This window comes from Nocardia sp. BMG51109 (genome assembly GCF_000526215.1).
Taxonomy (GTDB): domain Bacteria; phylum Actinomycetota; class Actinomycetes; order Mycobacteriales; family Mycobacteriaceae; genus Nocardia.
On the sequence record NZ_JAFQ01000004.1, the window covers coordinates 5,239,209 to 5,263,134 of the forward strand.

At 69.4% G+C, this 23,926-nt stretch carries 22 protein-coding genes; 14 read left to right on the forward strand and 8 right to left on the reverse strand.

The features are described from left to right. The first annotated feature begins 92 nt into the window (after nt 1–92). The 4 genes from D892_RS0125150 to D892_RS0125165 all read left to right on the forward strand — a co-directional run bounded on the left by D892_RS0125150 (nt 93) and on the right by D892_RS0125165 (nt 4,236). Nucleotides 93–1,190, forward strand: a complete 1,098-nt coding sequence (locus D892_RS0125150) for an isocitrate/isopropylmalate dehydrogenase family protein (protein WP_024803885.1) — start codon at nt 93–95, stop codon at nt 1,188–1,190. A 163-nt stretch (nt 1,191–1,353) separates the two neighbouring features. Beyond that, complete coding sequence (locus tag D892_RS0125155; RefSeq protein WP_051499166.1) at nt 1,354–2,289, forward strand: ABC transporter substrate-binding protein; 936 nt, start codon at nt 1,354–1,356, stop codon at nt 2,287–2,289. A gap of 172 nt (nt 2,290–2,461) precedes the next feature. Further along, nucleotides 2,462–3,343: an amino acid ABC transporter permease gene (locus D892_RS0125160; RefSeq protein ID WP_051499880.1), complete on the forward strand. Its 882-nt coding sequence runs from the start codon at nt 2,462–2,464 to the stop codon at nt 3,341–3,343. A gap of 140 nt (nt 3,344–3,483) precedes the next feature. Continuing rightward, nucleotides 3,484–4,236: an amino acid ABC transporter ATP-binding protein gene (locus D892_RS0125165; protein WP_036569802.1), complete on the forward strand. Its 753-nt coding sequence runs from the start codon at nt 3,484–3,486 to the stop codon at nt 4,234–4,236. 74 nt (nt 4,237–4,310) lie between these two features. On the opposite strand, the gene D892_RS0125170 is transcribed toward D892_RS0125165, so the two are convergent. Both D892_RS0125170 and D892_RS0125175 read right to left on the reverse strand, forming a co-directional pair. Beyond that, nucleotides 4,311–5,219 carry a formate/nitrite transporter family protein gene (locus D892_RS0125170; RefSeq protein ID WP_024803889.1) on the reverse strand — a complete coding sequence of 303 codons (909 nt, stop codon included), beginning with the start codon at nt 5,217–5,219 and terminating at the stop codon, nt 4,311–4,313. Between the two features lie 128 nt (nt 5,220–5,347). Continuing rightward, complete coding sequence (locus D892_RS0125175) at nt 5,348–6,277, reverse strand: LysR family transcriptional regulator (RefSeq protein WP_024803890.1); 930 nt, start codon at nt 6,275–6,277, stop codon at nt 5,348–5,350. Between the two features lie 71 nt (nt 6,278–6,348). Between D892_RS0125175 and D892_RS0125180 the strand changes: the two genes are divergently transcribed. The 4 genes from D892_RS0125180 to D892_RS47930 all read left to right on the forward strand — a co-directional run bounded on the left by D892_RS0125180 (nt 6,349) and on the right by D892_RS47930 (nt 10,639). After that, nucleotides 6,349–7,710 (forward strand): FAD-binding oxidoreductase, encoded by a 1,362-nt coding sequence (locus D892_RS0125180; protein ID WP_024803891.1) that lies wholly within the window; start codon nt 6,349–6,351, stop codon nt 7,708–7,710. A 152-nt stretch (nt 7,711–7,862) separates the two neighbouring features. Further along, nucleotides 7,863–8,801: an SPFH domain-containing protein gene (locus D892_RS0125185; RefSeq protein ID WP_024803892.1), complete on the forward strand. Its 939-nt coding sequence runs from the start codon at nt 7,863–7,865 to the stop codon at nt 8,799–8,801. Further along, complete coding sequence (locus tag D892_RS47925) at nt 8,801–8,968, forward strand: hypothetical protein (RefSeq protein WP_198036985.1); 168 nt, start codon at nt 8,801–8,803, stop codon at nt 8,966–8,968. The genes D892_RS0125185 and D892_RS47925 overlap by 1 nt, the downstream gene beginning before the upstream one ends. Nucleotides 8,969–9,076: 108 nt before the next feature. After that, nucleotides 9,077–10,639: a hypothetical protein gene (locus tag D892_RS47930; RefSeq protein WP_024803893.1), complete on the forward strand. Its 1,563-nt coding sequence runs from the start codon at nt 9,077–9,079 to the stop codon at nt 10,637–10,639. Between the two features lie 73 nt (nt 10,640–10,712). Here D892_RS47930 and D892_RS0125200 read toward each other — a convergent pair whose 3' ends face one another. Continuing rightward, nucleotides 10,713–11,633, reverse strand: coding sequence for a class I SAM-dependent methyltransferase (locus D892_RS0125200; protein ID WP_024803894.1), 921 nt, complete (start codon nt 11,631–11,633; stop codon nt 10,713–10,715). 266 nt (nt 11,634–11,899) lie between these two features. Between D892_RS0125200 and rpsA the strand changes: the two genes are divergently transcribed. Together rpsA and D892_RS0125210 are read left to right on the forward strand one after the other, a co-directional pair. After that, nucleotides 11,900–13,366, forward strand: coding sequence for a 30S ribosomal protein S1 (rpsA, locus tag D892_RS0125205; protein WP_024803895.1), 1,467 nt, complete (start codon nt 11,900–11,902; stop codon nt 13,364–13,366). A gap of 185 nt (nt 13,367–13,551) precedes the next feature. Then, complete coding sequence (locus tag D892_RS0125210; RefSeq protein WP_024803896.1) at nt 13,552–15,081, forward strand: phospholipase C; 1,530 nt, start codon at nt 13,552–13,554, stop codon at nt 15,079–15,081. Between the two features lie 48 nt (nt 15,082–15,129). On the opposite strand, the gene D892_RS47000 is transcribed toward D892_RS0125210, so the two are convergent. Then, nucleotides 15,130–15,342 (reverse strand): hypothetical protein, encoded by a 213-nt coding sequence (locus D892_RS47000; RefSeq protein ID WP_024803897.1) that lies wholly within the window; start codon nt 15,340–15,342, stop codon nt 15,130–15,132. A gap of 306 nt (nt 15,343–15,648) precedes the next feature. Between D892_RS47000 and coaE the strand changes: the two genes are divergently transcribed. Beyond that, the gene (gene coaE, locus D892_RS0125220; protein ID WP_024803898.1) at nt 15,649–16,833 is read left to right on the forward strand and encodes a dephospho-CoA kinase; all 1,185 of its coding nucleotides are present in this window, start codon (nt 15,649–15,651) and stop codon (nt 16,831–16,833) included. A gap of 3 nt (nt 16,834–16,836) precedes the next feature. Here the strand turns inward: coaE and D892_RS0125225 are convergent, their stop codons facing one another. Continuing rightward, nucleotides 16,837–17,364: a DUF402 domain-containing protein gene (locus D892_RS0125225; RefSeq protein WP_024803899.1), complete on the reverse strand. Its 528-nt coding sequence runs from the start codon at nt 17,362–17,364 to the stop codon at nt 16,837–16,839. A gap of 59 nt (nt 17,365–17,423) precedes the next feature. Next, the gene (locus D892_RS0125230) at nt 17,424–17,990 is read right to left on the reverse strand and encodes a hypothetical protein (RefSeq protein WP_036569815.1); all 567 of its coding nucleotides are present in this window, start codon (nt 17,988–17,990) and stop codon (nt 17,424–17,426) included. Nucleotides 17,991–18,878: 888 nt separating this feature from the next. On the opposite strand from D892_RS0125230, the gene uvrB reads away from it, so the two are divergent. Further along, nucleotides 18,879–21,065 carry an excinuclease ABC subunit UvrB gene (gene uvrB / locus D892_RS0125235; protein ID WP_024803901.1) on the forward strand — a complete coding sequence of 729 codons (2,187 nt, stop codon included), beginning with the start codon at nt 18,879–18,881 and terminating at the stop codon, nt 21,063–21,065. Between the two features lie 125 nt (nt 21,066–21,190). Here uvrB and D892_RS0125240 read toward each other — a convergent pair whose 3' ends face one another. Continuing rightward, nucleotides 21,191–21,661, reverse strand: coding sequence for a VOC family protein (locus tag D892_RS0125240; RefSeq protein WP_024803902.1), 471 nt, complete (start codon nt 21,659–21,661; stop codon nt 21,191–21,193). Nucleotides 21,662–21,726: 65 nt separating this feature from the next. Here D892_RS0125240 and D892_RS0125245 point away from each other — a divergent pair, with 65 nt between their 5' ends. Both D892_RS0125245 and D892_RS0125250 read left to right on the forward strand, forming a co-directional pair. After that, complete coding sequence (locus D892_RS0125245; RefSeq protein ID WP_024803903.1) at nt 21,727–22,614, forward strand: AraC family transcriptional regulator; 888 nt, start codon at nt 21,727–21,729, stop codon at nt 22,612–22,614. Between the two features lie 219 nt (nt 22,615–22,833). Then, entirely contained in the window at nt 22,834–23,310 is a 477-nt protein-coding gene (locus D892_RS0125250) for a potassium channel family protein (RefSeq protein WP_369801771.1), read from the forward strand. Nucleotides 23,311–23,434: 124 nt separating this feature from the next. Here the strand turns inward: D892_RS0125250 and D892_RS0125255 are convergent, their stop codons facing one another. Beyond that, nucleotides 23,435–23,863 carry an SHOCT domain-containing protein gene (locus tag D892_RS0125255; protein ID WP_232236164.1) on the reverse strand — a complete coding sequence of 143 codons (429 nt, stop codon included), beginning with the start codon at nt 23,861–23,863 and terminating at the stop codon, nt 23,435–23,437. Nucleotides 23,864–23,926: the final 63 nt, after the last annotated feature.

The window sequence follows — 23,926 nt, forward strand, 5'->3', positions numbered from 1 at the left end:
CGCCGTGCCGGCGGCGGCCGCCGGCACGGGGCCGGACCCGCCGGAGCGCCCCGCCGATCCGGTGGCGAACTCGACGACCGAGGATGTGTGCTGTGAGCGAAGCGCGGAACGATCGGCGACTTCCGTTGCGCCTGGGCCTGATCGACGGCGACGGCATCGGCCCCGAGGTGGTGGGCGCGACCCGCGACGTGGTCGACGAGGCGCTGGCGGCGGCCGGTGCGCCGGAGCCGGAGTGGGTGCGATTGTCCATGGGGCACAAGGCCATTGCCGAATCCGGCGATCCGCTGCCGGAGGACACCCTGGCCGCGCTGGCGGATCTCGACGCGTGGATTCTCGGCCCGCACGACAACGCCTCCTACGCCCCCGAGCACCGCACCGGGGCGCCGCCCGGCGGGACGATCCGCAAGCGGTTCGGGCTGTACGCCAATATCCGTCCCGCTCGGGCGTTCGTCGGCGTGCGGGCCGCCGCGCCGGAGATGGATCTGGTGATCGTGCGGGAGAACGGCGAGGGGCTGTATGCCGACCGCAACATGTTCGCCGGGGCCGGTGAGTTTGCGCCGACACCCGACGTCGCCCTGACGGTCGGCGTGGTGACCCGCGCCGCGTGCGAGCGCATCGCGCACGTGGCCTGCCGGCTGGCCGCCACCCGCCGCAAGCGGGTGACCATCGTGCACAAGGCGAATGTGCTCCCGCTGACCATGGGCCTGTTCCGGGACGTCTGCTATCGGGTGGCCCGCGACCATCCGGGCGTCGCGGTCGACGACGAGCACGTCGACGCCGCGGCGGCCCACCTGGTGCGCGCTCCGGGGGAGTACGACGTGCTGGTGACGGAGAACCTGTTCGGCGACATCCTCTCCGATCTGGCCGGCGAACTGAGCGGATCGCTGGGCCTGGCCGCGTCGCTGAACTGCTCGCAGACCCAGGCGATGGCGCAGGCGGTGCACGGCGCGGCGCCCACACTGGCCGGGCACAACCGCGCCAATCCGGCGGCACTGCAACTGTCGGCGGCGATGCTGTTGCGGTGGTTGAGTTCTCGTCGCGACGATCCGGCGCCGGCCCGGGCCGCCGACCGGATCGAGCGGGCGATCGCGGCCACCTTCGCCGCGGGCATCGCCACGGCCGATCTGGGCGGACTGGCCTCCACCGGCGAATTCACCGAGCAGGTCCGGGCGCGACTGCATCGCTGGTGACGACCGCATCGCTGGTCACGGCGGCACCGTTGGCGGCGGGGACACCGTTGGCGGCGTCGCGGCGTGTTTCGCCTCCCTCGTATTCGGTGCGGATTAACCTTCGGTAACCGACCGGCACAGTCGGTCCGAATCGCCTAGATTGCGAACGGCGGGCGACCTCCGGATGTCACCTGCCCGAACATGGAGGACTGCTGTGTCTGTTCGAACCGGTGTCCGTGGATATGCCCTGCGGGCCGTCTGTCTCCTCGCCGGCGGCGCGCTGGCGCTGACCGGTTGCACCACCAACACCGAGGACGATGCGCCCACGGCGGAGAAGGTCCAGGTCGCCAAGGTCGACGCGATCGCCGCGAAACTCCCCGACAAGGTGAAGCAGTCCGGCAAGCTCGTGGTCGGGGTGAACGTCCCGTATCAGCCCAACGAGTACAAGGATTCCTCCGGCGAGATCGTCGGCTACGACGTCGACCTGATGGACGCGGTGGCCTCCGTGCTCGGCGTGCGGGCCGAGTACCAGGAGTCGGACTTCGAGAAGATCATCCCGCTGATCCAGGCCGGCACCTACGACGTGGGCATGTCCTCGATGACCGATACCAAGGAGCGCGAGCAGACCGTCGATTTCGTCAACTACTTCAGCGCCGGCACCCAGTGGGCACAGCAGGCGGGTAAGCCGGTCGATCCGAACAACGCCTGCGGGAAGCGGGTGGCGGTGCAGCGCACCACCATTCAGGAGACCGAGGAGGTTCCGGGCAAGAGCAAGGCGTGCGAGGCGGCCGGTAAGCCGAAGATCGAGATCGTGGCCTTCGACGAACAGAGCGCGGCGTCGACGGCCCTGGTGCTCGGCCAGGTGGATGCGATGTCGGCCGACTCCCCGGTGACGGCCTACGCGATCAAGCAGAACCAGGACAAGATCGAATCGGCCGGGCCGCTGTTCGAGTCGCAGCCCTACGGCTGGCCGGTGCCGAAGGGCGGGCCGATGGGCCCGGTGCTGCAGGAGGCGGTGCAGCACCTGATCGATGCGGGTGACTACCGCAAGATCGCCGAGAGCTGGGGCGTCCAGGACGGCGCGATCACCAAGGCCACGATCAACGGCGCGGTGGGCTGAGACCCGTGAGCGAGCTTGCGAGCGAACCGACAACACAGTGCGCCTCGCGCACGGTGTCGGCGAGCGTCAGCGAGGTGACGCCGTGAGCGCCTCCGAGTCCGAGCCGGAAGGCGGTGCCGCCCCGCCGGAAAACGGTGGCGCCGCGGCGAATCCGGCCACCGAACCCGCGCCGATCAAGGCGGTGCCGCTGCGGCATCCGGGCCGGTGGGTCGCCGCGGCGGTCATCCTCGTCCTGGTGGCCCTGTTCGTCTACGGCGCCGCCACCAACCCGGCCTACCGGTGGGACACCTACTGGAAGTACCTGTTCGATTCGCGGATCGAGTCCGGCGTTCTCGTGACGCTGGAGCTGACCGTGCTGGCCATGGCCATCGGCGTGGTACTGGGCGTGGCGCTGGCGGTGATGCGCCTGTCGCCGAACCCGGTGCTGCGGTCGGTGGCCTGGGTGTATCTGTGGATCTTCCGCGGCACGCCGGTGTATGTGCAACTGGTGTTCTGGGGGTTGTTCCCGTCGCTGTACAAGGTCATCGACCTGGGCGTGCCGTTCGGGCCGCAGCTGATGCACCTGAACATCCAGGACTGGCGGACGCCGTTCCTGTTCGCGATGATCGGCCTGGGCCTGAACGAGGCCGGGTACATGGCCGAAATCGTGCGCGCCGGAATCAGTTCCGTCGGTGAGGGGCAGCGCGAGGCATCGCTCGCGCTCGGCATGTCGTGGGGGCAGACGATGCGCCGCACCGTCCTGCCGCAGGCGATGCGGGTGATCATCCCGCCGACCGGCAACGAGCTGATCAGCATGTTGAAGACCAGCTCGCTGGTGGCGGCGATCCCGCTGACCATCGACCTGTACGGCCGCTCCCGCGACATCTATGCCGTGAACCTGCAACCGATCCCGCTGCTGCTGGTCGCCGCCACCTGGTATCTGGCCGTCACCAGCGTCCTCATGATCGGGCAGCACTACCTGGAGCGGTACTTCTCCCGCGGCGCCACCCGCCGGCTGACCGCCAAACAATTGCAGGCGCTGGCCGACGCGCACATGTCGGGGGTGGGGAAGTGACAACTTTGCCGGAGGCGGGGAAGTGAATACTGTGCCGGAGGCGGGGAAATGAATACTGTGCCGGAGGCGGGGATATGACAACCGTGCCGGAGGCGGGAATGACCGCTGCCGCAAGCGATCCCGGCGCCGATGCGCCGCCGATGATCCGGGCCGAGCGGGTCTGGAAGAACTTCGGTGCGCTGCGGGTGCTGCGGGGCATCTCGCTGGAGGTCGCGCGCGGGGAGGTGATGTGTCTGGTCGGGCCGTCCGGCTCGGGCAAGTCGACGTTCCTGCGCTGTATCAACCACCTGGAACAGGTCAATGCCGGGCGGCTGTACGTCGACGGCGATCTGGTCGGCTACCGCGAGAAGGGCGATAAGCTCTACGAGCTCAACCCGCGCGAGGCCGCCCGCCAGCGCCGCGATATCGGCATGGTGTTCCAGCATTTCAACCTGTTCCCGCACCGCACCGCGCTGGAGAACATCATCGAGGCGCCCACCCAGGTGAAGCGGCTGCGCAAGGCGGATGCGGTCACCCGGGCCGAGGAACTGCTGCAGCGAGTCGGCCTGGCGGAGAAGGCCGATGCCTACCCGGCGCAGCTGTCGGGCGGGCAGCAGCAGCGCGTCGCGATCGCCCGCGCGCTGGCGATGGATCCGAAGCTGATGCTGTTCGACGAGCCCACCTCGGCGCTGGATCCGGAGCTGGTCGGCGAGGTGCTCGCGGTCATGCGCGAGCTCGCCGCCTCCGGCATGACCATGGTCGTGGTGACCCACGAGATGGGTTTCGCCCGCGAGGTGGCCGACCAGCTGGTGTTCATGGACGAGGGGGTGGTCGTGGAGTCCGGCGATCCGCGTGCGGTGCTGGCCGAGCCGGAGCACGAGCGCACCAAGGCGTTCCTGTCGCGGATCCTGTAGCGGCACAAGCGCCGGCGGCCGCACCGGCTTCGAGAACGCCGGTGCGGCCGCCGGGCGGCCCCATCCCCGCGGGTCTATTCGGCGGCGGCGACCGCCGGGCTCGGCGCGTCGCCGGCCGGTGCCCCGTCGGCCTCGGCGGCGGCGCCGTTCGTCTCGGATCGCGGTGTGGCGGCGGCCTTCCGGCGGGACGCACCCGTGCGGTAGTGGGTGGCGTACAGCGTCAGGCCGACGAAGGTGATTCCGCCGACGAGGTTTCCGGCGATCGTGGGGAGTTCGTTCCACGCGAAGTAGTCCCACAGCGTGAACTCGCCGCCGAGCATGAGTCCGGACGGGAACAGGAACATGTTGACGATCGAATGCTCGAATCCCATGTAGAAGAACACCAGGATCGGCATCCACATCGCGATCACCTTGCCGGACACCGAGGTCGACATCATCGCGGCGACGACGCCCGTGGACACCATCCAGTTACACAGCACGCCCCGGATGAACAGGGTCAGCATCCCGGCGGCGCCGTGGTCGGCGTAGCCGACGGTCCGGCTCTCGCCGATGTGGCCGATCTGCTCGCCGACCGCGCTCGGGTCGGTGGTGAACGCGTAGGTGAAGATGATGGCCATCATGACCGCGACGGTCAGCGCGCCGGCGAAGTTGCCGAGGAAGACCAGCACCCAGTTGCGCAGCACCCCGCGCAGGGTGACGCCGGGCCGGCGGTCGATCAGCGCCAGCGGCACGAGCGTGAAAACACCGGTCAGCAGGTCGAATCCGAGCAGGTAGAGCAGGCAGAAGCCGACGGGGAACAGCAGCGCGCCGACCAGCGCGTTACCGGTCTGCACGGTGATCGTGACCGCGAAGGCCGCGGCCAGGGCCAGGATGGCGCCGGCCATATAGGCGCGGATCAGCGTGTCGCGGGTGGCCATGAACACCTTCGATTCACCGGCATCGATCATGCTCGTGGTGAATTCGGACGGTTTCAGATAAGACATGGATCGTTCTCTCGACGGGGACGGTCGCCTGCCAGTCTGATTCGGGCTGATTTCCCGCGTGTGACGCGGCGTGCAGGGTCTCGTGACGGTTACCTCACCGCATCCGCTCGGCGGCGGTGCGGATTCGATCATGTTCGGGATACGCCGCCGAGCGCGGCGCCCTTCTGCTGGGCCAGTGCGATGCGCAGCTGTCCCAGCAGGACTTTCGCGGCGGGGGCGGTGAGGCGGTCGGTGCGCCACGCCAGGGCCAGCCGCCCGCGCAGCTCGGGTTCGACGATCGGGACCGCGCGGACGCCGAAGGCCGCCGCCTCCTCCGCAGTGAGCGCGGGAACGATCGCCGTGCCCAGCCCGCGGGCGGCCAGGCGCAGCAGCAGCGGGGGAGCGGCCGCCTCGAAGGCGACGTACGGCTCGAATCCCGCCGCGGCGCAGGATCGTTCGAGCTGCCCCCGGACGCCGGTGCCGCGGGTCAGGCAGATCAGCGGGCGGTCGCGGAGTTCGGCGAGGGCGATCGGCCCGGGCGGATCCGGCCGGTCGGCGGCCACCGCGGCGACGATGCCGGTGTCGAGCACCGTATCGGTGGCGATCCGGGGATCGAGCGGGTCGCCGGTGAGGCCGACCAGCGCGATGTCGAGCGTGCCGCGCTCGAGATCGCCGAGCATCCGGTCGGAATTCGTTTCGGTGAGGGTGATCTCGACCTGCGGGTGGTCGTCGTGGAAGTCGGCCAGCACCGTGGCGACGTCGAATTCGCCGGTGGCGACGCCGGAGACGGTGCCGAGCCGGATATGCCCGCGCAACAGCCCGGTGAACTCGTCGGCGGTGTGCCGGACCCGTTCGGCGGCGGCGAGCGCGGCCCGCGCGTGCGGGAGCACGGCCGCACCGGCCGCGGTCGCGGTCACCGTGCGCCCGGAACGATTCAGCAACTGCTGGCCCAGTTCCCGTTCCAGCTGCCGGATCTGGGCGGACAGCCCCGGCTGGGCCAGGTGCAGCCGGGCCGCCGCCCGCGTGAAGCCGGCCTCCTCGACGACGGTGACCAGGTAGCGCAACTGCCGTAATTCCATAACTAACAATTCTAGATTCGAGAAGAACTATATGTTTTACTTCTCTATACGGTCGCGGAATCGTGAATGTCATGACGAATACGAGTTCCGCTCTCCCCACCTTCACCGGACCGGTCTTCCGTCCCGGCACGGCCGGCTACGACGACGAGGTGGCCGGATTCCAGACCGCCTACACCCACCGCCCGGACCTCGTGGTCGGCGCCGCGCACGCCGAGGACGTCCGCGCGGCGGTGGAATACGCCGCGCGCCACGACCTTCCGGTGGCCGTGCACTCCACCGGGCACGGCCTGTCGGTCGCCGCCGACGGCGGTGTGCTGATCAGCACCCGCCGCATGACCGATCTCGGCGTGGATCCCGGGACCCGCACGGCGCGGGTGGGCGCCGGGATCCGGGCGGGCGCGCTGATCGACGCGGCGGTGCCGCACGGGCTGGCCCCGCTGAACGGCTCGTCGCTGTCGGTCGGCGTCGCCGGCTATCACCTGGGCGGCGGCGTCGGGATCCTCGCCCGGACCTTCGGGTATGCCGCCGACCACGTCCGCGCGGTCGAACTGGTCACCGCCGACGGCCGGCTGCGCCGCCTGGTCCCGGGCGATCCGCTGTTCGGCGCGGTGCTCGGCAGCGGCGGCAACCTCGGTGTCGTCACCGCGCTGGAACTGGAACTGCTCCCGATAGCGACCGTCTACGGCGGTCAACTGACCTTCGACACCCCGCTGGTCGAGCCGGCGCTGGAGGGGTGGCGGCTGTGGACCCAGGACCTGCCGGAGGAGCTGACCTCGGCGATCACCCTCATGACGATGCCCGACGTCCCCGCCATTCCGGAACCGATGCGCGGCCGCTATCTCGCCACGATCGCCGTCGCCTATGCCGGATCGGCGGAGGACGGCGAGCGCCTGGTGGCCCCGCTGCGCGAGATCGGCCCCCGGCTGCACGACGAGTTGCGGTCCATGCCGTACGCGCAAACCCATGGCATCCACCGGGATCCGGACTTCCCGCATGCCTATACGGCGAGCAACGCGCTGCTGTCGGAACTTCCCGCCGATGCGGCGCAGGCATTCCTGGACACGACCGGACCGGGCGCGACGGTGCCCGTGGTGGCCGGATTCCGGCATCTCGGCGGCGCGCTGCGCCGGCGTGGTCCGGCCGGTGTCGCGGTGGACCACCGCGAGGCCGAGTACGTCGCCCGGTTCATCACGATGCCCGAGGGCGACGGCACGGCGGTGCGCGACCGGCACGAGCTCATCGGAAAGGCCTTGTCCCCGTGGACGATCGGCCGCCACCTCAATTTCCTGTACGGGGCGGGGGACTGGGCCGGCGAGGAGCAGACCCGCACCGGATACGACCCCGGCACCTACGAGCGGCTGGCGGCGCTCAAGGCACAACACGATCCCGCCAACCTGTTCCGCCACAACCGCAACATCCACCCGGCCGCCTGATTCGCCTGATCTGCTCGGCTGCGTGAGCCGGCCGGCCGGACCGCTCCGGTGTCTTCGCGCCGTGCCGGGGGTTTCGGGGGCGGTGCTCGATCTGGACCGCGGCTCCGTTGTCTACTATCGTCGTGATATCACTTCGATATTGGGAGGATGTCATGGAGCTTCGCCGGGCCTTCCGGGTGAACGGATTTCTCGCGCTGCTGGTGCTGGTCGTCGTCGGCGGTGCCGCGCTGGCCGGCGGGATCGTCGCAACGAAATCCCTGTCCGACGGCGGCGGCGCCGGGGCAGCGGCGGGGGCGGTGATCGGGTACGTGATCGCGGCGGCGGCGCTGGTGCTGCTGACGGGGCTGACCACCGTCGGCCCGAACGAGGCCAAGGTGGTGCAGTTCTTCGGCCGCTACATCGGCACGGTGAGCGAGCCGGGCTTCTTCTGCCTGGTCCCGCTGACCGACCGGCGTCGAATCTCCTTGCGGGTGCGCAACTTCGAGACGCAGACGCTGAAGGTCAACGACTTCGACGGCAATCCGATCCAGATCGCCGCGGTGGTCGTCTACCGCGTGGTGGACAGCTTCAAGTCGGCGTTCGCGGTCGACGACTACGAGGAGTACGTGCAGACCCAGTCCGAGGCCGCGGTCCGGCATCTGGCCACCGTGCATCCCTACGACGCCGCGCCCGATACGGCGCCCGCGGGGCGAGCCGCCTCCGGGCCCGATGCTCCCGGCGATGCCCCGGCCCGCACCAGCCTGCGCAACGGGGCGGAGGTTGCCGAGGAGCTGACGGCGGAGCTGAGCGAGCGGACCGCGCTGGCCGGCGTCGACGTCCTCGAGGCCCGGATCACCCACCTCGCCTACGCGCCGGAGATCGCGCAGGCGATGCTGGTCCGGCAGCAGGCCGCGCAGGTGGTCGCCGCCCGCAGCCGGATCGTCGAGGGTGCGGTCGGTATGGTCGGCATGGCGCTGGACCGGCTCACCGCCGAGGGCATGGTCGAACTCGACGAGGAGCGCCGGGCCTCGATGGTGTCCAATCTGCTGGTGGTGCTGTGCGGTGACCGCTCGGCGCAGCCGGTCGTCAACACCGGAACCCTGTACTCGTAATGGCGGGGAGGGAGCCGAAGCGGGTGCTGCTGCGGCTCGATCCGGCCGTCCACGAGGCGATCGCCAAGTGGGCGGCCGACGACCTCCGCAGCGTCAACGCGCAGATCGAATATGCGCTGCGGCTGGCGCTCGAGCAGGCGGGCCGGTCACCCAAGAGTAGGGGTTAGAAAATACTTCGTGCCTGTTTTGTGCAGTATAGATTACTAATAAGTCACGTGTTGGGCACAAAACGCACAAGGATGTGCGAGTATGACTCGAATCGGTAACGTGGTCGCGTGCCTATCGCGTTCGAAACCGGCGGACTGCAGCAACTCGATCCGAGCACGTGGGGAAATCCGGCCACCGGCGATCTCGTCACGCTCGCCTACATCGAGGCGGCCCCCGACCTCCCGGCTCCGCTGGCCGACCTGGACACGCTACGCCGAGGCCTCACCGAGCAGCAGGCCGAATTCGGCTGCCTCATCGAGGCCTATGCCATCACGGTCGCCGGACAGCCGGCCCTGCTGCGGGTGGAGAAGTTCCCGCTGGCGGACCGGTCCGGACTGGGCTTCACGGCCGGGATCGTGCTGCCGAAGGCCACCTGCAGCGCGATTCTGAAGATCATGTGCCGCGAGAACGGCCGGTCCGGCGTGCGGGAAGCGGCGATCGTGCCGAAGGTCGGCTTCCAGAACATGTTCCCCCCGCATCCGTACGCTCCCGAGATCCGCGGCCAACTGCCCTACAACGTGGCCGACGACGCACAGTGGGACACCCAGTTCCCCGACCATCCGCTCACCCGCGCGCGCCGCTGGATCGCCCACGTCAGCCGGACCGCCCAGGTGGATCCCCGATTCGCCGCGATCCCGGATTTCACCGGTCCGTCCGCCGCGGTCGCGGATCCCGCAGCCGCGGTGGAGCGGCCGGAATCCGAGGAGGCGGAGTCGGCGGGCGCGCCGGGTGCGGCCGAGACCGCGCCCATCCCGAGCGCGGCGGCCCTGGGGAAGGGGCCGCGCAGGACCCCGCCGCCCGCGCCGCCGAGCTCCTCGCCGCCGAGCATTCCCCGACTACCGGCCAGCGCGGCCGCGTACGCGGCGACACCCGCCGCGGCGAAACCGATGTCCGCGGCGACCAGCGCGGTGAACTTCCTGCAGCCGCCGACTCCGGCGACGTCCGGCGAATTCGACGACCGGCCCGCGGCGGAGACCACGGCGATGCCTGCCGGTGGCGATCCGGAGGGTACGGCGTGGTCACCCGAGGACGCCGAGCCGCAGGCGCCGGCCGGAGCGCCGCCGCGCCTGCCCGCGCAGCCGGAGGAGACCGTGATACGGCCGGAGGAGACCACGATGTTGCCCTTCGGGCCTGCCGTGAGCGATGCGGCGCCGCCGGATTCCCCGGCGACCGGGTCGCCCTGGGAAGGGGTTCCGCGCACCGATCCGGACGAGACCACGGCGATGTCCGCCGATCCGGCGCAGACCACGGCCATTCCCGCGCACCGGGCGGCGGAGCCGGCGTACGCCGAGGCGAGGGATGCGTTGCGGTCCGCCGCACCGGATTCGGGGCAGTCGGCGGCCCCGGCCCAGGCGGGTTCCGCGGTCCTGGACCCGGGGCAGACCACGGCGATTCCGACCGGTGCGGTCGATCGGTACCGCTCGGATCCGGCGGAGGGCGAGGCGCCCTGGACCGAGGACGAACCGGCCGGGACGAGTGCCGCGGAGACGACGGCGATCCCGTTCGGCGGGGGAACCCCGCGGGGAGAATCTACCGCGGGTGCGCCGGATTCGGACGGTTCGGTGTCCACCGGCCCCGTGTCGACCGGCGTCTCGGGGGCGGCCGAGACCCGGCCCATCCCGAAGCGCTGAGCGCGGTGCGGTCCGGCTCCACGCCGGCGGCGCCGCGACCGTGCCCGGGCCCGGGCACGGCGGCGCGCCCGGTTCAGCCGTCGGCCGGTTTCTCGCTGACGAAGATCGCCGTGCCGGGGAAGATCTCGCCCCGCAGCGGGCTCCACTGTCCCCATTCACGATCCAGCCACTCCGGCCAGTCCGGCTCGATGATGTCCCGCAGCACCAGGCCGGCCGCGACGATCTCGCGGACCCGGTCGCCGAGGGTGCGATGGTGTTCGACGTAGGTCGGCGCGCCGGCGGCGTCGACCTCGACGTACGGGGTGCGGTCGAAGTAGGAGACGGTCGCGCGCAGCCCCTCCGGCCCGGGATCGTCGGGGAAGATCCAGCGCATCGGGTGGTTCACCGAGAACACCCAGCGCCCGCCCGGCCGCAGCACGCGCGCCACCTCGCGCATCACCAGCGCCGAATCCGCCACGAACGGTATCGCCCCGAACGACGAGCAGGCCAGGTCGAACGAGGCGTCGGCGAACGGCAGGGCCTCGGCGCCGGCCTGCACGAGCGGCACCCGGGGGCCGCCCCGCGCCATCGCGGCCAGCCCGCGCCGCAGCATTCCCGCCGACAGGTCCAGGCCCACCGGTTTCCCGCCGTTCGCCGCGAGCCAGCGCGAGCACGGTGCGGACCCGCAACCTATTTCCACTATCCGCTTGCCGGAGATATCCCCGAGCAAATGCCAATCGCCCTCGTGCAGGCCCTCCGGGCACCAGACGAATTCGCCGTCCGCGGAATCCACGCCGAGGAACTCGGCATGGGTGTCGTGGTACTGCTCGGCATCGGCATCCCACCATCGCCGGCTGGCCCGCTGACTGTCGCCCGATCCGACCGCGGAGCGCGCGGTACCGGTCGTGCCGAGCTGTGCGTTCGCCCGGGAATGGCGGTCGTCACCGGCGAATTCGTCGACCGGTGTGGCGTTCGGCCCGCGCGTGGCGGGCGCCGTGGGATGATCTTCGGGCATCGTGTCAGGGTAGCCATGGGCCGCGGAGGACCTTGTTTGCTTGGCCCAATGCGCGTCGCGTACGCTGATTCCCGCGAGTGCCTTCAGTACTTGTGTAATGGGGCCGCGCGTGCTGTGAGTTCCGCATGCAATGAGTACAGCGTTGTGCTGTGTGGCAGCGATGTGCTGTGCACGACCAACGTTAGTTCCACCGCTGTGGGTTCACAGCAGAACCGAAAGTCCACATGTCCGATACCGACCACAATCCGTCCGGAGCAACCCAACACATGCCCACCACTGTCACCTCGCCGCAGGTAGCCGTCAACGACATCGGCTCCGCCGAGGACTTCCTCGCCGCCATCGACAAGACGATCAAGTACTTCAACGACGGCGATATCGTCGAAGGCACCATCGTCAAGGTCGATCGCGACGAGGTTCTGCTCGACATCGGTTACAAGACCGAAGGCGTCATTCCGTCTCGCGAACTGTCCATCAAGCACGATGTCGACCCGGCAGAGGTCGTTTCCGTGGGCGATGAGGTGGAGGCCCTTGTTCTCACCAAGGAGGACAAGGAAGGCCGGCTGATCCTGTCGAAGAAGCGGGCGCAGTACGAGCGGGCATGGGGCACCATCGAGGAGCTCAAGGAGAAGGACGAGGCCGTCAAGGGCACCGTCATCGAGGTCGTGAAGGGCGGTCTGATCCTCGACATCGGCCTGCGCGGCTTCCTCCCCGCCTCGCTCGTCGAGATGCGCCGCGTCCGCGATCTGCAGCCGTACGTCGGCAAGGAGATCGAGGCCAAGATCATCGAGCTGGACAAGAACCGCAACAACGTGGTCCTGTCCCGCCGCGCCTGGCTCGAGCAGACCCAGTCCGAGGTGCGTTCGGAGTTCCTGCACCAGCTGCAGAAGGGCCAGGTCCGCAAGGGCGTCGTGTCCTCCATCGTCAACTTCGGCGCGTTCGTCGATCTCGGCGGTGTCGACGGCCTGGTGCACGTCTCCGAGCTGTCCTGGAAGCACATCGACCACCCGTCCGAGGTCGTCGAGGTCGGCATGGAGGTCACCGTCGAGGTGCTCGACGTCGACCTGGACCGCGAGCGGGTTTCGCTGTCGCTCAAGGCGACCCAGGAAGATCCGTGGCGTCAGTTCGCCCGCACCCACGCCATCGGCCAGATCGTGCCCGGCAAGGTCACCAAGCTGGTGCCGTTCGGTGCGTTCGTGCGCGTCGAGGAGGGCATCGAGGGCCTGGTGCACATCTCCGAGCTGGCCGAGCGCCACGTCGAGGTGCCGGACCAGGTCGTCTCCGTCGGCGACGACGCGATGGTCAAGGTCATCGACATCGACCTGGAGCGTCGCCGGATCTCGCTGTCGCTGAAGCAGGCCAACGAGGACTACCACGCCGAGTTCGACCCGTCGAAGTACGGCATGGCCGACAGCTACGACGAGCAGGGCAACTACATCTTCCCCGAGGGCTTCGACCCCGACACCAACGAGTGGCTCGAGGGCTTCGACAAGCAGCGCGAGGAGTGGGAGGGCCGCTACGCCGAGGCGGAGCGCCGTCACAAGATGCACTCCGCGCAGATGGAGAAGATGGCCGCCGACGCCGCCGCCGAGGCGGCCAACGGCGCCCCGTCCAACTACTCCTCGGAGAGCGGTGGCCGGGCCGAGGCGCCGGTGCAGCAGGAGACGGGCGGCGGTTCGCTGGCCAGCGACGCGCAGCTCGCCGCGCTGCGCGAGAAGCTGTCCGGCAACGCCTGATTCGCACAGCTCGTCGAACGGCCCCGATCCACGCGGATCGGGGCCGTTCGGTGTCAAGGGCCGGTGCCGTGTGAGAGGAATCGGTTCACCCGTGCGCTACCGTCACGTCACCGGAGCGCCGTCACGCTCGGCGAGGATCCCGAAATTACGTCTTCTCAGAATCCGGTGGAAGGTTGATCAGCGGTATGGGTCTCTTCGACGGCCTCAATCGGCGCGAGTTCCTGGCCAGGGCGATGGCGGCCGGCGGGGCCGGCGCCCTGGCGTCGTGGGCGGGTCCCGTCATCGAGCGGGCGCATGCCGCCGATCCCGCCGGGATGGGCGGGCTCGGCGACATCGAGCACTTCGTGCTGCTCATGCAGGAGAACCGCTCCTTCGACCACTACTTCGGCACGCTGTCGGGGGTGCGCGGATTCGACGACCCGTCCGACGCCTGGCGGCAGTTCGGTTACCAGCCGGGCGTCGGTCCGGCCGCCGACGGCCACCTGGTGCCGTTCCGGCTCGACACCACCCGGGGCGCGAGCCTGGACGGTGAGTGCGTCAACGATCCCGACCACAGCTGGGAGGGTATGCACGAGGCGTGGAACGGCGGCGCGAACGACCGCTGGATGCCGATGTCGATCGCCAGCGTAGGTCCCGGAAACGGGCCCGCCGCAATGGGATACCACACCCGCGCGGACATTCCGATCCACTACGAGCTCGCCGACGCGTTCACCCTGTGCGACCACTACCACTGCTCGGTGCTGGGGCCCACCGACCCGAACCGGCTGTACTGGATCTCGGCGACCATCGATCCGGACGGTCTGGCCGGCGGACCGCTGGTGGAGACGCCGACGCTGATCCCGCAGAACGTCTACGGCTGGCGCACCTATCCGGAGAATCTCTCCGAGGCCGGGGTGAGCTGGAAGATCTACAACAACCGCGACGTCGGCCCCCTCTCCTCGGTGATCCTGGACGGCATGCTGGGCTGTTTCACCCAGGCCGCCGATCCGAATTCCGAACTGGCGCAACGGGGCAAGGCGCCGGTCTATCCGAACGACTTCGCCGCGGATGTGGCCGCGAACCGGCTGCCGTCGGTGTCGTGGGTCATTCCGCCGCTGTTCAACTGCGAGCATCCGGCGCTGCCGCCGGCCCTCGGCGCGGTCGGCATCATGCAGGTGCTCGACATCCTGACCTCGAATCCGGCGGTGTGGGAGAAAACGGCGCTGATCGTCATGTACGACGAGAACGGCGGCTTCTTCGACCACGTCGTCCCGCCGACACCGCCGCCGGGCACGCCGGGCGAATTTCTCACCGTCGACCTGAACCGGGTGCCGGCCGCGAAGGGGATCGCCGGTCCGATCGGGCTGGGCTACCGGGTGCCGTGCTGGGTCGTGTCGCCGTATTCGCGGGGCGGGCTGGTGAGTTCGGAAACCTTCGACCACACCTCGCAATTGCGTTTGCTGGAGCGGCGTTTCGGTGTCGAGGTGCCGAATCTGACGGCCTGGCGGCGCGGTGCCACCGGCGATATGACGACGGCCTTCGATTTCTCCGCCGCACCCGACGCGGTGCCGCCGCGGATCACCGATCCGAATTCTCGAACGGAATCCGCACTCGCGCAATGCGGTCCGAATATCGCCCTCGGCACGGCGAATCAGGGGGTGCCGTATCCGGTGCCGCCCAACAGCATGCCGACGCAGGAGCCGGGGCGGCGCCGGCGGCCCAGCGGGATCGTCTAGCGGTCGCCGGGGCGCGGAGCGCGCACCCGCCGGTGGTTCGCGGGCCTGCTAACCGGCGGTGGCGGGAACCCATTGGGCCGCGGCGTCGGCGGTCCGCCGGCGGAACACGGCCAGACTGTGGCGGGCCGGACTGATCAGTGCGGTGAGCCAGGAGCGCCGATACTCGGCCAGCGCCGCCGCTACCTCGGGGATCTCGATGCAGTGCACCGCGCCTCGCATGCCCAGCCGGTGGCGACCCGTCTGGATGTTTCTGGTGCCCAATGATGTTCCTTCGCTGCTTGGTACGGCCTGGCTCGCCTGCCGCGAAACATTAGCGGAACAAAAGTGTGCGGCAGCGTATTTTGCGCGACTTTTGTCCCGGCGTGTCGGAAAGTTGCCGACCACAGGTCTGGATCGGTCGGAAAAAGTTGCGAATTGATATCGCCGCCGTCACGGTATGGGCAATTTGCCGCGGACGGTGTGAGAGATAGTGCCGCGGTGGGTAACCGGTCCGATTGTGCGCTGTTCGCGGCGGAGTTTCCCGGACCACCGCACTCCGCCGCGCGGCACGGATGCGAGACTGATCGGATGTTGCGTATCGGTCTCACCGGAGGCATGGGAGCGGGTAAGTCGACGGCGGCGCGGCTGCTGACCGAGCGGGGCGCCGTGCTGATCGACAGCGATGTCATCGCCCGCGAGGTCGTGGCCCCCGGTACCGAGGGGCTGGCCGCCCTGGTGGAGGCGTTCGGGCCGGATATCCTGGCGGCCGACGGGAACCTGGACCGTCCGGCGTTGGCGGCCAAGGCATTCGCCGACGACGAGGCCCGCGCGACCCTGAACGGCATCACTCATCCGCTGGTCGGCCGGCGCACCGCCGAACTGCTGTCCGCCGCGCCCGCGGACGCGATCGTGGTGCAGGACGTTCCGCTGCTGGTGGAGAACGGGCTGGGCGCGATGATGAATCTGGTCGTCGTGGTGACGGCCGATACCGAGACCCGGGTGCACCGCCTCGAGGAGTTCCGCGGCATCTCGCGGCCGGACGCGCTGGCCCGGATCGCGACGCAGGCCACCGACGAGCAGCGGCGGGCCGCGGCGGATGTGCTGCTGGACAACAACGCCGGACCGGAGGAACTCGCGCGGCAGATCGACGCGCTGTGGGAACACCGGCTGGTGCCGTTCGAACACAATCTGCGCACCCGGACCCGGGCCGTGCGAGGCGATGTTCAGCTGGTCGGGCCCGATCCGACGTGGGAGGCGCAGGCGGGCCGGCTGGTCGCCCGGCTGGCGCTCGCCTGCGGCGCCGCCGCCCGGCGCATCGATCACATCGGCTCGACCGCCGTGCCCGGGCTGCCGGCCAAGGACGTGCTCGACATCCAGGTCACCGTGGCCGATCTCGCGGCCGCCGACGAATTGCGGGAGGCGCTGGAGGAGGCCGGCTTTCCGCGCATCGGCTATACCACCGACGATCCCAAGCCGGGCACCGATCCGGCGCTGTGGGATAAGCGCATCCACGTCAGCGCGGATCCGGGGCGCCCGGCGAATGTGCATCTGCGGGTCGACGGTTGGCCGAATCAGCAGTGGGCCTTGGCATTCCGGGACTGGCTACGGTCCGATCCGGCCGCGCGCGAGGAGTACCTCGCGGTGAAGCGGAAGGCCGAGGACGCCGCGGCGGGCCTGACCGGCGAACAGGCGATCCAGGCCTATCTCGATGTGAAGACGCCCTGGTTCGACGCGGTCTATCGGCGCGTGCTCGCCGGCCGGGAGCGGCCGTGACCGCTACCGCCAGCTGAGCCGGATGCCCAGCGCGGCCAGCCAGCGATCGACGTCGTATCCGTGGCTCGCGATCCCGTCGATCGCCGTCGTCGCGGACTCGATGGCGCGCTGGGTGTCGGCCGGCCCCAGGTAGCCCGCGCCGTAGGCGGCCAGCAGCTCGTCGACGTCGAGCAGCTCGGCGTCGCGGCCGGTGCGCACGGTGATGTCCAGGTAGTGGTCGACGGACTTCCACCGGTCGGTCCCGACCGCGGCGAATTCGCCGATGTCGAGGTAGTAGTCCTGGTCGCGATGGCGCGCGGCGGGGCGGTAGTGGAACACCGTCGCGCGAATCGAGAGGCTCGGCAGCAGCCAGGATTCCAGATAGTGGAACTGGGGGTGATCGGCGGTGCGGGCCATGTACAGGCCCCACGGCTCGACCCGATACCGCTCGACCGGCCGGACATGGCCCTTCGGGTCGGTATTGGTCAGCTCCGCGACATCGAAGTACTCGACCTTGGGTCGGTGCAGATCCACCGTGTGCGCCTGGGTCATGGTCGCAGATTATCCCGTGTCGGCTACCGCCGAGCCACCTCGAGCGGACCCGACCGAGATCACAACCAGGTCAGCTTGATGCCCCGGCCGGCCAGCCAGCGCTCGACACGGTGGTCGTGCGAGGCGATGCCGTCGACGACCGCCGTCGCGCGCTCGAGCACGCCGTGCGCGGTGTCGGCGTCGATATGCCCGGCGGCGTGCGCGGCGAACAGGTCGTCCACCCCGTGTAGTTCGCAGACGTGACCGTTGCGGGCCTCGATGTCCACGTAGTGGTACACCGCACGCCACCGCTTCGGCTCGATCCGGGTGAAATCCCCGAGGTAGATGTGGTACAGAGGATCGCGGTCGTGCGCGGCGTTGACGTGGTGCATCGTGACCCGGATCGACAGGCCCGGTAGCAGCCACGTCTCGGTGTAGCGGTCCGGCGGTCTGTCCGCGTTCCGGAACAGGTAGAGCCCCCACGGTTCGATGTGGTAGTTCTCGACCGTGTGCACGAAGCCGCGTGCGTCGGTCTCGGTGAAATCGGCCACATCGAAGAATTCGACGCGCGGCCGATGAGGTACTCGCTGCGGCGCGGGTGTGGCGGCGGAGTTGCTGCCCGGTGTGGCGGGGCGCTTGAACTGCATGGGTACGTCTCCGTGAGGCGCGGTGGTACCGAGGCCCTCGGCGACGCCGCGGCCTGCGTCGCTGTCGGATGCCGCGGTTGCGGTGCGATGTGAAACGAAACCGGCCATATCACTGCCCTTCTCGACGCGGACCGGACCAGAGTACACCCGAGCAACCGCTCCGGGCCGACCGTGAACGGACCGGAACCGTCTTGACATGTGATCGCCACTCTCGATGAGACCTCTTGTGCCACCGGACAATTCGGACATTTTCCAAGGTGTCTCGGTGGATGGCCGATACTTTGCCTGCGCGGTGCTCGCCGAATGCGGCAACCCTTTCTTGGCCCATTGTCCAGTTGCTCGCCGGGTGGCGGGTGTGATCGGCTGCTTCGCGGTATCCGGGTACCGTTCGCGAGGTGACCGAGATCGGTTCGAATGGGGTTTTCCTCTTGTCCGGCAAGGTGTTTCGGATGATATTTCGGTGCCGGGTGACGGCCTGCCGGGGTGCGCGCTGCGCGTTCCCGGGGGCGTCCGTCGCGGCCGGTGTTGCCGACTTCGTTCGAAGATGTTGTGGGGCAATTTATTTCGAGACGCCGCGGTGTCGTGCGGCAGGGCGTGTGGGGGGCGGCGGCGTGGCGTCGCCCCGCCGGTCGGCCGCCGTCCCGGTGCAGTATCCGCCGGTGGGAGGGCGGGTGGTGCCGTGTCGGCGGTGCGATTGCCTGCAGATAACCGGATCGTGCGAGAGCGGCCATCGGCGGCACCGCCGCGGGCATGATCGAGTCCGGCGTGGCCGCCCCGCGGAGCGGACCGGCATTTACGCGAGATTTACGGCACACGCCCTCGCCCGCGCGTGTCGGGCGAGCCGTGGCTCGCTGCCGGTTGTCGGTGCCTCGTCCTAGTCTGGTAACCATGGCTTTCGCAACCGAGGTCCCCGCAGAGGGAGACTCAGAGCTGGGAAATACACCGCTGGCCCAGTCGGAGTTCCGGCCCATCGGGGCGATCGAGCGGGCCGACGGCCGGTTCGAGGTGGTCAGCGAGCACGAGCCGGCCGGCGATCAGCCCACCGCGATCGGCGAGCTGCAGCGGCGGCTGACCGCGGGCGAACGGGACGTCGTCCTGCTGGGCGCCACCGGCACCGGCAAGTCCGCGACGGCGGCGTGGCTGATCGAGCGGATGCAGCGCCCGACGCTGGTGATGGCGCCGAACAAGACGCTGGCCGCGCAGCTGGCCAACGAGCTGCGGGAGATGCTGCCGCACAACGCGGTCGAATACTTCGTCTCGTACTACGACTACTACCAGCCCGAGGCGTACATCGCCCAGACCGATACCTATATCGAGAAGGACAGCTCGGTCAACGACGATGTCGAGCGGCTGCGGCATTCGGCGACGCAGAGCCTGCTGTCCCGCCGCGACGTCGTGGTGGTGGCGTCGGTGTCGTGCATCTACGGCCTGGGCACCCCGCAGTCCTATCTGGACCGGTCCATCCAGCTGGAGGTCGGCGCCGAGGTCGACCGCGACCGGCTGCTGCGGCTGCTGGTCGACGTCCAGTACACCCGCAACGACATGGCGTTCACCCGCGGTTCGTTCCGGGTGCGCGGCGACACCGTCGAGATCATCCCCTCCTACGAGGAACTCGCGATCCGCATCGAATTCTTCGGCGACGAGATCGAGTCGCTGTACTACCTGCACCCGCTGACCGGGGACGTGGTGCGCCAGGTCGACAATCTGCGCATCTTTCCGGCCACGCACTACGTCGCGGGCCCGGAGCGAATGGAGCGGGCGGTCCGGGATATCGAGGCCGAGCTGGAGGAGCGGCTGGCCGAGCTGGATCGGCAGGGCAAGCTGCTGGAGGCGCAGCGGCTGCGCATGCGCACCCAGTACGACCTGGAGATGATCCGCCAGGTCGGGTTCTGCTCCGGTATCGAGAACTACTCGCGGCACATCGATGGCCGCGCCGCCGGTTCGGCCCCGGCCACGCTGCTCGACTACTTCCCCGAGGACTTCCTGCTGATCATCGACGAGTCGCACAACACCGTGCCGCAGATCGGCGGCATGTTCGAGGGCGATATGTCGCGCAAGCGCAACCTCGTCGAATACGGCTTCCGGCTGCCGTCGGCGGTCGACAACCGCCCGCTGACCTGGGAGGAGTTCGCCGACCGGATCGGTCAGGCGATCTACATGTCCGCCACGCCCGGCCCATACGAACTGGGCCAGACCGGCGGCGAGTTCGTCGAGCAGGTCATCCGCCCGACCGGCCTGGTCGACCCGGAGGTCGTCGTGAAGCCCACCAAGGGCCAGATCGACGACCTGGTGCACGAGATCCGGGAGCGCACCGAGAAGGACGAGCGCGTCCTGGTCACGACGCTGACCAAGAAGATGGCCGAGGATCTCACCGACTATCTGCTCGGCCTCGGCGTCCGGGTGCGGTACCTGCACTCCGAGATCGACACGCTGCGCCGCGTCGAGCTGCTGCGGCAGCTGCGCCTGGGCGAGTACGACGTCCTGGTCGGCATCAACCTGCTGCGGGAGGGCCTGGATCTGCCCGAGGTGTCGCTGGTGGCGATCCTCGACGCCGACAAGGAGGGCTTCCTGCGCAGCACCACCAGCCTCATCCAGACCATCGGCCGCGCCGCGCGCAACGTCTCCGGTCAGGTGCACATGTACGCCGACCGGGTCACCGATTCGATGCGGCAGGCCATCGAGGAGACGGAGCGGCGCCGCGCCAAGCAGGTCGCCTACAACGAGGCCAACGGCATCGAGCCGCGGGCGCTGCGCAAGCGGATCGCCGACATCCTCGATCAGGTGTACCGGGAGGCCGACGAGACGGAGGTCGAGGTCGGTGGCTCGGGCCGCAACGCCAGCCGCGGCCGGCGCGCCCAGGGCGAGCCCGGGCGCGCCGTCAGCGCCGGCGTCTACGAGGGCCGCGACGTCAAGAACATGCCGCGCGCCGAACTGGCCGACCTGGTGAAGGAACTGACCGACCAGATGATGAACGCCGCCCGCGAGCTCCAGTTCGAGCTGGCCGGCCGATTGCGGGACGAGATCGCCGACCTGAAGAAGGAGCTGCGCGGGATGGATGCCGCCGGACTGAAATGAGCTGCGGCACGGCGGTTTCCGGTGCCTCGCCCGATGCGGCGGTGGGCGCCGGCCGTGCGGTGGCGGTGGGCGGCGCCGTCACCGCCGGGCCGGGGAAGGCCGGCGGTGGCGCGACGGCAGCGCGTTCAGCCCTGCGACGCCATCCACTCGTTCACGCGTCGCTCGCCCTCCTCGCGCGAGACGTCCTCCACCCGGGTCATGACGACCCAGCGGTGGCCGAACGGATCCATCACCCGGCCGTAGCGGTCGCCGGTGACGAAGGTCTCCGGATCGTCGACCAGGCGCGCCCCGTGCTCACGGGCCAGCTTCACGACCGCGTCGACGTCCGGGCAGTAGTGCACGATGCTGGTGTGCACCCAGTCGTCCTCGGGCGCCCGGATTCCGTGGTCCGGCATCGGCACACCGAGCTGGACGGTCGAGTCGCCGATCTTCAGCTCGGCGTGCGCGGGCTGGCCGTCGGGCAGGTCGTTGCGGCTGAGCACCTCGGCGCCGAATACGGCGGTGTAGAAGTCGATGGCCTTGTTGCCGTCCGGGACGGCGAGGAAACAGCTGATGGAGTGGTAGCCCTCGGGGATCGGGTTCACGGTGTTCGTCATGGCGGTTACTCTCGCCGGTTCCGCGCCCGGGGTCTTGTAAGAACGCGACAGTGCGGGGCCCGGTGATGACGAGCGCCGGAGAATATGCGGAAGCCGTTGCGCCGGAACCGATTCCGGTACCGCCGCCGGAGGTGGCCAAGGGGATCCTGCACCCGCGGGAGCAGGCGCGGCACCGCACCCTGGTGCGCCTGCCCGCCGGACCGGAGACGGGGCGGTTCGCCGAGTGGTACTGGGCGGTGCGGTGGGATCTGCGCGGCCGTCCGCCGTACGTGGCCGAGGTGCTGCCGTTTCCCTGCGTCAACGTCACCTTCGAGCGCACCCATACGCGCTGCGGCGGCTGGGTCAACGGCGTCTGCACCACGAAATTCACCCGCGAACTGGCAGGGGAGGGGGAGACGTTCGCGCTGAAGTTCCGCGTCGGCGGCTTCGGGGCGTTCACCGGACGCGAGGTCGGCTCGTTCCGCGACGGCGCGGTGGAGATCACCGAGGTGCTGCCGGAGGCCGCCGGGCTGACCGAGAAGGTGCTGTCGGCATCCGCGCCCGAGCAGCGCCGCGACATCGTCGAGGAGTTCTTCACCGAGGCCGCCCGCCGTGCCCCGGTCGACGAGTCCTACCTGCTGGTGCTACGCATCGTCGCGCGGATGGAGAGCGACCGCGACCTGACGCGCGTCGATCAGGTGACCGAGCGGTTCGACATCCCGATCCGTACCCTGCAGCGCTTGTTCCGCCGGTACGTGGGCGCCGGTCCGAAGTGGGTGCTGCGCCGCTACCGCCTGCAGGACGGCGCCCAGCTGCTGGCCGACGGCCGCCCGGCCGACCTGGCCGCTCTCGCCCTCGATCTCGGCTATTTCGACCAGGCGCATTTCTCCCGCGAGTTCGCCAAGGAGGTCGGCATGGCTCCGCTGGAATACGCCCGGGCGGCAGTGGTCTCGGAGAGCAGTCGACACACCTGATCGGTGGTGGCGCGCGGACCGGTGCCGGCTCGGGGCCGTGCCGGTGGACCAGGCTGCCGGCCACCGGTTCGTGGGGAATCCGGGTAGCGTGGAGGCGGGGATATTTCGGATCGGTCGTTTCACCGGAAAGTCGAATCGATGTCGGAAACATCGCGTGGTCCGCTCAATTCTCCGGAGTCACCGGGGCGTCGAGCCCTGTTTCGCGCAGTGGCACGGCCGGTGGGCACCACAGTGGTATTGCTGGGTGCCTATTTCGTGTTGCCCTTCCGGCGAATTGCCGGCATTTCGGCGGTCGTCGTGCTGGTTGCCGGTGTGCTGGTGGTGGCCGTCGTGTGCGCCTGGCAGATTCGCCGGGTGCTGCGGGGCGAGTATCCGTTCGTGCAGGCGGTCGAGGCGCTCGCGGCGACATTCGGTTGCTATCTCGTCGGATACGCCACCGTGTATTTTCTGCTGGCGGCCGAGCCGCAGAACTTCAATGCGCCGCTGACGCGGCTGGACGCGCTCTATTTCTGCGTCACCGTGTTCACCACCGTCGGCTTCGGCGACATCGTGGCCACCGCGCAGGTGTCCCGGGCGGTCGTGCTCACCCAGATGATCGGGAACCTGATACTGCTCGGTCTGGCGGTGCGCCTGTTGACCGCCTCGGTCCGGTTGCGGCGCGGGCAGTTACGCGATCGCGACTCGCTCGAGGACTGAGCACTCGGCGCATCGCATTGTCGCGCGGGCCGGGGTCCGGAGGTGTGGGGACCTCGTCCCCGCGCCGCCGCCCGATCACGGCTGGGCGGTCCGAAGAACGGCCGGAGTGGTGGCCCGGTGGCGCTCACCCGAGCACCGATCGTTTGATGCGCTCGAATTCGGCTTCGGTGATGGCGCCGTCCTCGAGCAGCTTGTATGCGTCGGCCAGTTGTGCGGTCGTGTCGCTGCGTGCCACCCGGCGGATGTACTGCACCTCCGCGTCCCGGCGGCGCAGCGTTTCCGCCGCGGACCGCTCGGTCATCGAGCCGCCCCGGACGATCAGGTAGACGAGCGCGCCCAGGAACGGGAACACGATCAGGAACACCACCCACAGCGCTGTCATCCACCCGGACACGCCGTGGTCCCGGAAGAGGTCGGCGAATATCGAGAACAGAAGCATCAGGTAGGCGATGAACAAGAAGCCGAGCACGATGAGCCAGACGACGTCCCAGAACGACATATTCTCGACCTTTCCGAACGATGCGACGAGCCGTGCGTATTCGACGGTGCCCATCCGGCGCGCGGCGGTCCTCGTTCGTGCCGGATGAAATCTCACGGGACCCGATCGGCTCGCTTC

Coding starts and splice junctions, on each gene's coding strand:
- D892_RS0125155 (WP_051499166.1), top strand. CDS start 1,354: ATGTCACCTGCCCGAACATGGAGGACTGCTGTGTCTGTTCGAACCGGT.
- D892_RS0125165 (WP_036569802.1), top strand. CDS start 3,484: ATGATCCGGGCCGAGCGGGTCTGGAAGAACTTCGGTGCGCTGCGGGTG.
- D892_RS0125170 (WP_024803889.1), bottom strand. CDS start 5,219: ATGTCTTATCTGAAACCGTCCGAATTCACCACGAGCATGATCGATGCC.
- D892_RS0125175 (WP_024803890.1), bottom strand. CDS start 6,277: ATGGAATTACGGCAGTTGCGCTACCTGGTCACCGTCGTCGAGGAGGCC.
- D892_RS0125180 (WP_024803891.1), top strand. CDS start 6,349: ATGACGAATACGAGTTCCGCTCTCCCCACCTTCACCGGACCGGTCTTC.
- D892_RS0125185 (WP_024803892.1), top strand. CDS start 7,863: ATGGAGCTTCGCCGGGCCTTCCGGGTGAACGGATTTCTCGCGCTGCTG.
- D892_RS47925 (WP_198036985.1), top strand. CDS start 8,801: ATGGCGGGGAGGGAGCCGAAGCGGGTGCTGCTGCGGCTCGATCCGGCC.
- D892_RS0125200 (WP_024803894.1), bottom strand. CDS start 11,633: ATGCCCGAAGATCATCCCACGGCGCCCGCCACGCGCGGGCCGAACGCC.
- rpsA (WP_024803895.1), top strand. CDS start 11,900: ATGCCCACCACTGTCACCTCGCCGCAGGTAGCCGTCAACGACATCGGC.
- D892_RS0125210 (WP_024803896.1), top strand. CDS start 13,552: ATGGGTCTCTTCGACGGCCTCAATCGGCGCGAGTTCCTGGCCAGGGCG.
- coaE (WP_024803898.1), top strand. CDS start 15,649: ATGTTGCGTATCGGTCTCACCGGAGGCATGGGAGCGGGTAAGTCGACG.
- D892_RS0125225 (WP_024803899.1), bottom strand. CDS start 17,364: ATGACCCAGGCGCACACGGTGGATCTGCACCGACCCAAGGTCGAGTAC.
- D892_RS0125230 (WP_036569815.1), bottom strand. CDS start 17,990: ATGCAGTTCAAGCGCCCCGCCACACCGGGCAGCAACTCCGCCGCCACA.
- uvrB (WP_024803901.1), top strand. CDS start 18,879: ATGGCTTTCGCAACCGAGGTCCCCGCAGAGGGAGACTCAGAGCTGGGA.
- D892_RS0125240 (WP_024803902.1), bottom strand. CDS start 21,661: ATGACGAACACCGTGAACCCGATCCCCGAGGGCTACCACTCCATCAGC.
- D892_RS0125245 (WP_024803903.1), top strand. CDS start 21,727: ATGACGAGCGCCGGAGAATATGCGGAAGCCGTTGCGCCGGAACCGATT.
- D892_RS0125255 (WP_232236164.1), bottom strand. CDS start 23,863: ATGGGCACCGTCGAATACGCACGGCTCGTCGCATCGTTCGGAAAGGTC.